This window comes from Alteromonas sp. AMM-1, assembly GCF_047290655.1.
GTDB classification, from domain to species: Bacteria; Pseudomonadota; Gammaproteobacteria; order Enterobacterales; family Alteromonadaceae; genus Alteromonas; species Alteromonas mangrovi.
Genome location: NZ_JBLBUE010000123.1, coordinates 1 through 10,339, shown reverse-complemented (window position 1 = coordinate 10,339; position 10,339 = coordinate 1). Strand labels below are relative to the sequence as shown.

Genomic DNA, 10,339 nt, shown 5'->3' with positions numbered 1-10,339 from the left:
TCATCGAATACGCGCTGACCAATCAGTGAGGCGTCCATTTTCTCGATAGGCGTTAAACGACGGATGTGCTTTTCCAGCCACTCGTGATAAGGGTGACGCTCTTTCAGCTCATTGTCGATTTCGGTTGAGCGCCAGATTTTACCAGTATAGGTATCCACTGCCAGCATTTCACCCGGGCCAACGCGGCCTTTTTCGATTACGTCTTCCGGCTGGTAATCCCAAATGCCAATTTCAGATGCCAGCGTAATAAAGCCGTTTTTGGTTACCACATAACGCGCCGGACGCAAGCCGTTGCGATCCAGGTTACAGGCTACGTGACGACCGTTAGTCATTACGATACCAGCCGGACCATCCCACGGCTCCATGTGCATGGAGTTAAACTCGTAGAAAGCGCGCAGCTTGGGATCCATGGTGTCGTTGTTCTGGTACGCAGGCGGTACCAATAAACGCATGGCGCGGAATAAATCCATTCCGCCAGCGAGGAACAATTCCAGCATGTTGTCCAGTGATGACGAGTCAGAGCCTTCGGTATTCACGTAAGGTGATGCGTCTTTGAGATCCGGGATCAGCGGCGTGGCAAATTTGCCGGTACGCGCTAAGGCCCAGTCGCGGTTACCTTTAATAGTGTTGATTTCGCCGTTGTGCGCCAGGAAGCGGAACGGTTGTGCCAGTGGCCACTTGGGTAATGTGTTGGTTGAAAAGCGCTGGTGGAATACGCAGATCGCACTCTTCATTTTTTCGTCTGCGAGATCCTTATAGAAAGCCGGCAGATCGCGTGGCATTACTAGACCTTTATAAATGGTCACCAGACCAGATAAACAGGCTACATAGAATTCTTTGTCTTGTTCAAGACGTTTTTCAGTGCGACGGCGAACCATATATAAACGGCGTTCCAGATCGCGCTTACGCCAGCCTGCTGGTGCATTGACGAATACTTGTTCGATTTGTGGCACGCCAGTCAGAGCCAGTTCACCCAGCACATCATGGTTCACCGGCACTTTGCGCCAGCCCACAACAGACAGGGTTTCTTTTTCCAGCTCTTCGTTTAATACATCGCGCGCAGCTTGCGCTAATGCATCGTCCTGATTAAGGAAAATCATACCTACAGCATATTTTTTGCTGAGCTTCCAGCCATGTTGTTCTGCAACATGTTGAAAGAAGGCATCTGGCTTTTGCAATAGCAAGCCACAGCCATCGCCTGTTTTACCGTCGGCAGCGATACCGCCACGGTGTTGCATGCGATCCAGACCTTCAATAGCCGTTCTCACCAGCGTATGACTGGCTTCACCGGAAGTATGGGCAATCAAACCGAATCCACAGTTATCCCGTGAATCGTTGGGATTATATAAACTCATCTCTTAACTCCTTCAACCTTTGACTGGGCAAGGTATGCGCTGTGTTTTCAAACCAGAGTCGGCCTCACAGCTGCGTTACAACGCGTTGTCTAATGACTGAAAATAAATGAAAAATCAGTCTGCGCTGGATATGTCGTTAGTTATTATTGTGGATACCAGTCGTGTACCGCATTTTTATGCACTATTGCCTAGCGGGCCGTACAACATACCTACATTGCCGGTTAAAATCAATCGGAATGTGAGGGATAGCACACCAGAAATCGTATACCATCTTTATTTTTGTTTTTATTCAGTGTTTTATGCTTTATTTCTGCCGCTAAAAAAACGTTTATTTTTTTATAGTTGATGCAATTTTATTCGCAGATACGGTAAGTCTAATTAAACTTAAGTTGCATAAATACTCATCTATTGTGGGTAAGTACCCATATGAAAGGCTTGTATTTGAATCTTAAGTTTGTTGACGCAGTGCGGCTGGATGCAGGGAAATTTGACGCGCGAACGGCAATCAACGTTTTATTGGCGTTATTTTACCCTGTTTTATCGAAATTGGAATGTTTTCGTTTTTTACAACCAGAATCTGGTTATTTTCCTGTCAGGCAAGGTCTGTTAGGATGGCTGCAAATTTTACCGGTATAGTGTTGTTATGCATCAGGAAACTCCCAACGATTCATGGGCCATCAGATTTGCGCAGTTTGTGCAGCGGTTTGGCACCATAAAGTTAAGTGTATTGTTCGTGATTTTAACGCTGGGGTTTACCGTAGGTGGCTCGTACGTTATTCGACTCAGCCTGGGTAGTGCGGTGGAGCCCGATGACTTCATCAGCGCGGTTATTTTAACCATGCTGTCTGCGCCCTGGGTTCTGTACTTTTTCAGCGAGTTGGTAAAGCAACTGGAAAACTCGCGTACTAACTTAAAAGAAGTGGTGAGTCAGCTGGAGCATCTGCGTGAGGAAGACGTCTTTCTTAACCGCGAACTGCAAAACAACATTCGTCAGCTCAACCACGAAATTGAACAGCGCAAGAATGCTCAGGATGAACGTGAAACGGTATTCAAGGAGCTGGAAAAGGAAATTGAAAACAAATCAGAGCAGGAAGCTCAAGCGCGACGCTTGTCCACCTTGTTGCGCTCTATTATCGATGCCTCGCCCGATCTGATTTATTACCGCAACGAAGAAGGGCGGTTTGCCGGTTGCAACCGGATAGCCGAACAGATGACAGGTAAAACTGAAAAGCAGTTACTTGGTCTTACACCGCACGACGTATATGAAGAAGATCTGGCGCGTCAGGTGGTGGCCAGCGATCACGAAGTACTGGAAGCGAATGCCAGTATTACCGAAGAACTTTGGCTTCGCTTTGCCGATGGCCGCCGGCGTTACTTTGAAATGCGTAAAGTACCGTTTTTTGATCAGGACGGAAACCGACTGGGACTACTGGCGTTTGGCCGTGATATGACGGAGCGCAAACAGGCAGAAAACGCCGCTGCAAAAGCCAGTAATGATAAAACGCGCTTTATTGCTACTATCAGCCACGAGTTAAGAACGCCTCTGAACGGGATTGTTGGTCTGAGTCGCATGCTAAGGGATACTGAACTGAACCGTGAACAGTGGAGTTGGGTAAGTACCATTTATGCCAGTGCTATAACCCTGGGGAATATCTTTAATGACATTATTGACATGGACAAGCTGGAGCGCGACAAACTTGAGCTGTCGCTGAAAACCGTGTCGTTGCGTGATTTCACCGAAGAACTGAGTTCTATTATCCGCTTGCTTGCCGCAGACAAATCGCTGGAACTGATCACCAATATTAATGATCCACTGCCCAAGCTGGTTGAAGTAGACGGCACGCGGTTGCGCCAGATCCTTTGGAATATCTTGTTTAATGCGGTGAAATTTACTCAAAAAGGGCATGTAACGTTAACGGTATCTGCGTCGCGCCCAGACAATGATGTGTCGCTGGTGACGTTTGTGATTGAAGACACCGGCGTGGGAATTCCTGAAAGCGAAATTGACAAGATCTTTGCCATGTATTATCAGGTTGATCACCCGGATCATCAATCTGCAACCGGCACTGGCATCGGGTTGGCGATTTGTAAGCAAATGGTCGATTTAATGAAAGGCGATATTCGCGTCGAGAGTAAGCAAGGCAGAGGTACACGCTTTACGGTTGAGTTACCTCTACAAATCTCCAAGCGCCCAATGCAGGTTGAACAGCTCCAGGTAACTGGTTTGAATATTCTGCTGGTGGAAGACATCGAATTAAACGTGATGGTAGCCAAAGCGTTGCTTGAGAAGCTGGGTCAACACGTTGATGTTGCCATGACCGGGCAAGAGGCCATTGATAAGATCCGCGAAACCACCTACGACCTAATTCTGCTTGATATACAGCTGCCAGACATGACCGGCTTCGACGTTGCCGCCACGGTGATCGAAGAAGATCTGGTAATGCAAACGCCAATTGTGGCGCTTACTGCAAACGTGATTAAAAAGCGTGAGGAATACCTGCAAAACGGCATGGACGACGTTATTGCCAAGCCTGTGAAGAAAAGCCGGGTAATAGAAGTGTTGAACCTATTGTTTGCCGAGCCTGAACCCGAGAGAGCGCCTCTGCCTAAATCAGGTGATGTACCTAAGGTAGACACCAGTAAGCAACTTACCAATATTCTGGACATGGACTTATTACAAATGTTGGTGGATACCATTGGCGAAGACATGGTGCGAGCCAGCGTGAAGGTATTCCATGAGAAAATGCCCGAATATATGGAAATTCTGCAACTGAGCTTAAGTGCCGATGAAAAATCGGAAGTATGTGCGCAGGCGCATAAAATTAAAGGCGCAGCCGGTTCGGTTGGCTTGGCGCGAGTACAGCGCATTGCCAACCAAATCCAGCAAGGCGACCACCCGGCATGGTGGCAGAATGTGCATGACTGGGTAGAAGAGCTGCAAATGGCGGTGCAACAGGATATGGATACTCTGCACAATTGGTTAAACGAACAGATGATTGATGATTAATGCGCTTTTTAATCATATGGAACACGTAGTCGTTGTTATTATTCAAGCGAAAAGGAACACAATGAAAGCATGGATGTTACTGGCCCTGTTGCCAACACTGGTCGTTGCGAAACAGCAGCCGTACTTTGAAACTGGCGCAGGTATTGAGTACGGCGGATTTGGGGCTCAGGTGGGCATGCCTACCCCCATCAAATCACTTGAAGTGTATGTAGCCACCGGCATGTTAGACGACCCTTCGAAAGAGGAGTACAGCGTGGGGGCCGGGGTAGGGGCTAATTACTTTCTGAATCGTCATTTTGCGCTGGGTTTGTACGGCGGCATAATGGAAATCGACTCTGTAGATGATGGGACCGGCTACATTGAATACGACCGAAAGCTAGGTGGTTCTATCGGCGCGAAAATCTACTTCAGTGGACAGGGCAAATCCGGTTTTGTGCTAGGCGCAACCTATAATTACTCCCCGGACGGCGATAGCTTTCCGTTTATCAGCCTGGCTTATCGCTACTAGATTTAACCACACCTAATAAGTCGGGAATATACTTCCCGGCTTGCATACACTTATCATCAACCTGATGATTTTCCAGATCAACAAACTGCCGGTGTTGAAGTAATTGCATGGCTTCCTGAAACCAGGCTTTTTCGTGTAACAGCGCCTTATACTGCCCGGAGTTTATGGTTCGTTCAAAACCAGTCGTTAATCGCTTGGCCAACAAGGCGTTGTCTTTTTTAACATATACAATAAAAAAAGCCGGATAGCGCAAGGCAAAGTTGGGGGCGATGGTTAGTTGCGGAACATTGGCCGCGGCCATTTCTTCGGTAATCTCGGCGACGCCCCTGGGGTAGAAATCGGCCAGACCCCGCTCAACAGCGCGATAAGCAGAAAAGCGATCGGAAGCGAGAACCGTTAAACCATTTTGCTGAAGTACCATAAAATCATGCCACTTCGAGGATTGCACGGCTACCAGCGACCGCAAGGATGGGAGTGAATCAACGCGAGAAATAGACTGATCACTTTCACGTACTACCGCCAATCGGATCCCAAATAACCCGGCAGAAAAGGGTATAGCAACCGGGGTGTATAATTCATTCCGCTCACGGGAACAAGTCGCCCAGGCGATGTCGGCAATATCTTCATTGAGATTGCGTAACTGGCGTTCTTCCTCAACCGGTATAGCAACCCGCACCACTTTTAGTTCGCCAAAGTCTTCCTGGGTGGCTTCAACCGCTAAGTCCAGTTGTTCGTAGAAATAGTCAATAATGGCGTGAGAGGTGGTAAAGGTGGGGGCCCGCAGTATTTGTGCTGCATTCGCATTACTGCATACACATACGATACACCAACACAATCGAACAGGCCATTTATACATATTTATCCCGAACACACTCTAATGTAATGAGTATAGTGCATGATGAGCCAAGGGCGTGTTGATCTTTGCTGTATTAATTTTGTTCGTTCTAGGTGTTCAGCGATCGCGGCGCATGTTCGCAGGTGCAGTGGTTCTGCATCAAGAGCATGCAACAAAGAGCGGTGGACACCTAGAGCGAACCTTTCGGGCAGCGCCTGTGCAACATTTCTACTGCTTCAGCCCAAGTTCATGTAGATGACTACACTTCACTTGCGCTTCATTGTATAAACGTCGCACAGGCTGCTGCAAAATCATACAGCAAAGATCAACACGCCCTAGGGAAGACTATTGTACCTGACAAGTTCAGTCATCGTTTGGCCAAAGTACTTTACATGTTATGCCTGAAAACGGGCATCAGATTGAGCAGCAGCAATTTGTGCCTGTAGCCAGCGCCTGGCAATTGCTTCGCCATCGAAAAATTCTAAAGCGTGTCCGCAGCTGCTATAGATTAGCTCAAACTGATACTGGGATAATCGAGGTGCCTGCACGTTGTTCAGTACAACCGCTGTGGCAACCCGGCCCAGCTTTAATTCCTGACTAACCTGCTTTTGTAGTGTTTGAATGGCTTCGGGCACATACACGGCTTCCCCGGAAAACAAGCCGAGTACACCCCAGGGGCTGCCGTAAAGCGCCTTAACCTGTTGCATAATCGATGCATCGGTTAACTGCAAGGATTCGCTGTTCCACGGGCCACTTCCCGATAACACCAGTACGCGGTTTTCAACGCGCACTTCCAGCGAGCCATGCATGCTAAATCGTCGAACCATATAATCCTTCTCGACCAGTTTATATCAGAATCCCTGACCAAACAGTGTGCATCTATTTTGATATGAATACCAGTAAAAGAGGTGACTGGCCCATGCCCAATGATAGCCAGCCACCCTGAGGAAGCGTTGCGTTATAGTTCTGGTGCCGGAATATGTACCCGTCCTTCCATTAGGATGCGGGCAGAACGGCTCATTACGGCCTTGGTGGCCTGCCATTTTCCGTTAATTTGCTGAGCTTGTGCGCCCACAGCCAACGTGCCAGACGGGTGGCCGAATACTACGTTTTCACGATCAATACCGCCAGCCGCATCGTTCACCAGTGTACCCGGAATGGCCGCTGCAGTAGCTATAGCGACCGCAGCTGTGCCCATCATGGCATGGTGTAGTTTGCCCATCGACAGCGCTCTTACCAGTACATCGATGTCGTCGATGCCAATGGCTTTTCCGCTTGACGAGGTGTAAGGCGTTGGCGGTGCCACGAAGGCAATCTTAGGTGTGTGCTGACGACTGGCTGCTTCAGAGAGGTTGTTAATTAACCCCATTTTAATCGCGCCATGTGCGCGCAGAGATTCAAAGCGAGCCAATGCTTCAGTGTCATTGTTGATAGCATCCTGCAGCTCAGTACCTGTGTAGCCAATGTCGGCAGCATTCACAAATATGGTGGGAATACCGGCATTGATCATGGTGGCTTTCAGGGTGCCAAATTCAGGTACAGTAAGTTCATCAACCAAATTGCCGGTAGGGAACATATCGCCTTCGCCGTCGGCCGGATCCATAAACTCAACTTTTACTTCCGCCGCTGGGAAGGTTACGCCATCCAGCTCGAAGTCACCGGTTTCCTGTACCTCGCCGTTAGTAATGGGCACGTGTACTACGATTTCTTTACTGATGTTAACTTGCCATACCCGCACTACTGCGATGCCGTTGTCGGGGATTTTCGTCGCATCGACTAACCCATTGTTAATGGCAAACGCGCCCACTGCCGCGGTTAAGTTGCCGCAGTTACCACTCCAGTCAACAAACGCTTTATCAATGGCTACCTGACCAAACAGATAATCCACATCATAACCTTCTTGCTGGCTCTTGCTCAGGATCACGGTTTTACTGGTGCTGGACGTTCCGCCGCCCATGCCATCGGTTTGTTTACCATAGGGATCCGGACTGCCAATTACGCGCAGTAACAGCGCGTCGCGATAGGCGCCTGGCTGTTGTGCTTCAACAGGCAAGTCGGCAAGGTTGAAGAAGACCCCTTTACTGGTACCGCCTCGCATGTAGGTGGCCGGAATTTTAATTTGCGGTGCAAATGCCATGATAAATACTCGCTGTTTATTAGGTGGGAGGGGCAAAACCCCTCCGTACTGTCGTTGGCTTGGTTAGTTCGCCTGATTTTAGTTTGTCTGGCCTTCGAGGAAATCCTTGGCAAAGCGTTGCAGCACACCGCCTGCTTCATAAATAGACACCTCTTCTGCGGTGTCCAGACGGCAGGTTACCGGTACTTCAATGCTCTCGCCGTTGGTACGATTAATCACCAGCGTCAGTGTTGTACCTGGCGTTCTATCGCCTTTTACGTCGTAGGTTTCGGTGCCATCAAGGCCCAGGGTGATACGGTTGGTGCCCGCTTTAAACTCCAGTGGCAACACACCCATACCTATCAGGTTGGTGCGGTGAATGCGCTCAAAGCCTTCAGCTACAATCACTTCAACACCGGCAAGACGCACGCCTTTGGCGGCCCAGTCCCGTGAAGAACCCTGACCATAGTCAGCTCCAGCCACAATGATCAGCGGCTGTTTGCGTTCCATATAGGTTTCAATGGCTTCCCACATGCGGGTAACTTTGCCTTCTGGTTCAATGCGCGCCAGTGAGCCTTGCTTCACCTTGCCATTTTCCTTCACCATTTCATTGAACAGTTTAGGGTTAGCCAGGGTTGCGCGCTGGGCGGTGAGGTGATCTCCGCGGTGCGTGGCGTAAGAGTTAAAGTCTTCCTCCGGCAAGCCCATTTTAGCCAGGTATTCACCCGCCGCACTGCTCGCCAGAATGGCATTAGACGGAGACAAGTGATCGGTAGTGATATTGTCGGGCAGTATTGCCAGCGGACGCATACCGGTAAGTGTGCGTTCTGCCGCCAATGCGCCTTCCCAATAGGGCGGGCGACGGATGTAAGTACTCATTTCACGCCATTGGTACAGCGGGTCAATGTGCTCGCCGTAATCAACTGACAGGTCAAACATAGGTTCGTACACCTGACGGAATTGCTCTGGTTTTACAGAGGCTTTTACTACCGCATCGATTTCTTCATCGGTAGGCCAGATGTCTTTGAGTGTGACCGGATTGCCATTCTGGTCAAAGCCCAGTGGATCTTTTTCAATATCCACGCGCACGGTACCGGCAATGGCGTAAGCGACCACCAAGGGCGGTGATGCCAGGAATGCCTGCTTGGCGTAGGGGTGAATACGGCCGTCGAAGTTACGGTTACCCGACAGTACGGCGGTGGCGTAAAGGTCACGGTCGATGATTTCTTGCTGAATGACCGGGTCCAGCGCACCACTCATGCCGTTACAGGTTGTACAGGCAAAGGCCACTACACCAAAGCCGAGCTTCTCAAGGTCAGGCAGTAGTCCGGATTCTTCCAGGTACATTTTCACCACTTTGGAACCCGGTGCCAACGAGGATTTTACCCAGGGCTGGCGAACCAGGCCTTTGGCGTTGGCGTTGCGGGCCAGCAGGCCTGCCGCAATAACGTTACGCGGGTTACTGGTGTTGGTGCAACTGGTGATAGCAGCAATGATCACTGCGCCATCCGGCATTAAACCATCCTGCTTTTCAAATTTTCCGGCAATGCCACGCGCTGCCAATTCGCTGGTGGGCAAACGGGCATGCGGGTTTGACGGGCCGGCCATGTTGCGGGTAACCGACGATAAATCAAATGTCAGCACGCGCTCATACTCTGCGCCAGTTAAGGTATCAGCCCATAAGCCAGCTTGTTTGGCGTAGGTTTCCACCAGTTTCACCTGAGCGGCATCGCGGCCAGTTAAGGTGAGGTAATCCAGTGTTTGCTGATCGATATAGAACATCGCAGCAGTGGCACCGTACTCTGGCGTCATGTTGGAAATGGTGGCGCGGTCGCCCAGGGTCAGGTGGGTAGTGCCTTCGCCGTAGAATTCCAGGTATGCTGATACAACGCGTTCTTTGCGCAAAAACTCGGTAAGCGCTAATACAATATCGGTAGCGGTGATACCGGGCTGTGGTTTGCCAGTCAGTTCAACGCCCACAATGTCGGGTAAACGCATATAAGACGCACGGCCCAGCATTACGCTTTCTGCTTCTAAACCGCCTACACCTACTGCAATAACGCCCAACGCATCAACGTGAGGGGTATGACTGTCGGTGCCTACCAGTGTATCGGGGAAGGCAACGCCGTCTTTGGCGTGTACAACCGGTGACATTTTTTCCAGGTTGATCTGGTGCATAATGCCGTTGCCTGGCGGGATAACATCCACATTTTTGAACGCGGTTTTGGTCCAGTTGATAAAATGGAAACGGTCGTCGTTGCGGCGATCTTCAATGGCGCGATTTTTCTCAAAAGCGTCTGGTTCGAAACCCGCGTGCTCAACGGCCAGTGAGTGGTCCACAATCAACTGTGTAGGCACTACCGGGTTAACTTTAGACGGATCACCACCTTGTTCGGCGATGGCGTCACGCAAGCCTGCTAAGTCGACCAGCGCGGTTTGACCCAGAATGTGATGGCACAGCGCCCGGGCCGGAAACCACGGGAAGTGCAGATCGCGTGTACGGTCGATTAACTGAATT

General features: G+C 49.9%; 6 protein-coding genes and 1 pseudogene. 2 read left to right on the top strand and 5 right to left on the bottom strand.

Going from position 1 to position 10,339, the window contains the following annotated elements:
• Positions 1–1,355, bottom strand: a pseudogene (gene gltB, locus ACLR2L_RS15420) (glutamate synthase large subunit); the annotation flags it as partial.
• A 643-nt stretch (positions 1,356–1,998) separates the two neighbouring features.
• Between gltB and arcB the strand changes: the two are divergent.
• Both arcB and ACLR2L_RS15410 read left to right on the top strand, forming a co-directional pair.
• A complete protein-coding gene (gene arcB / locus ACLR2L_RS15415; RefSeq protein ID WP_413369324.1) occupies positions 1,999–4,362 on the top strand; it encodes an aerobic respiration two-component sensor histidine kinase ArcB in 2,364 nt (787 codons plus the stop codon).
• 61 nt (positions 4,363–4,423) lie between these two features.
• Complete coding sequence (locus ACLR2L_RS15410) at positions 4,424–4,870, top strand: hypothetical protein (RefSeq protein ID WP_140959064.1); 447 nt, start codon at positions 4,424–4,426, stop codon at positions 4,868–4,870.
• Here the strand turns inward: ACLR2L_RS15410 and ACLR2L_RS15405 are convergent.
• The 4 genes from ACLR2L_RS15405 to acnD all read right to left on the bottom strand — a co-directional run.
• Positions 4,848–5,726 carry a hypothetical protein gene (locus ACLR2L_RS15405; protein ID WP_413369322.1) on the bottom strand — a complete coding sequence of 293 codons (879 nt, stop codon included), beginning with the start codon at positions 5,724–5,726 and terminating at the stop codon, positions 4,848–4,850. The genes ACLR2L_RS15410 and ACLR2L_RS15405 overlap by 23 nt on opposite strands.
• A gap of 374 nt (positions 5,727–6,100) precedes the next feature.
• Entirely contained in the window at positions 6,101–6,532 is a 432-nt protein-coding gene (locus tag ACLR2L_RS15400) for a hypothetical protein (RefSeq protein WP_413369320.1), read from the bottom strand.
• Positions 6,533–6,663: 131 nt separating this feature from the next.
• Positions 6,664–7,842, bottom strand: coding sequence for a 2-methylaconitate cis-trans isomerase PrpF (gene prpF / locus ACLR2L_RS15395; RefSeq protein WP_413369318.1), 1,179 nt, complete (start codon positions 7,840–7,842; stop codon positions 6,664–6,666).
• A 78-nt stretch (positions 7,843–7,920) separates the two neighbouring features.
• Positions 7,921–10,339, bottom strand: a 2,419-nt coding sequence (acnD, locus tag ACLR2L_RS15390) for a Fe/S-dependent 2-methylisocitrate dehydratase AcnD (protein WP_413369316.1), incomplete at its 5' end; no start/stop codon positions are given.

What these genes read in the sequence shown, in the direction of transcription:
- arcB (WP_413369324.1), top strand. Translation starts at nt 1,999, where the DNA reads ATGCATCAGGAAACTCCCAACGATTCATGGGCCATCAGATTTGCGCAG.
- ACLR2L_RS15410 (WP_140959064.1), top strand. Translation starts at nt 4,424, where the DNA reads ATGAAAGCATGGATGTTACTGGCCCTGTTGCCAACACTGGTCGTTGCG.
- ACLR2L_RS15405 (WP_413369322.1), bottom strand. Translation starts at nt 5,726, where the DNA reads ATGTATAAATGGCCTGTTCGATTGTGTTGGTGTATCGTATGTGTATGC.
- ACLR2L_RS15400 (WP_413369320.1), bottom strand. Translation starts at nt 6,532, where the DNA reads ATGGTTCGACGATTTAGCATGCATGGCTCGCTGGAAGTGCGCGTTGAA.
- prpF (WP_413369318.1), bottom strand. Translation starts at nt 7,842, where the DNA reads ATGGCATTTGCACCGCAAATTAAAATTCCGGCCACCTACATGCGAGGC.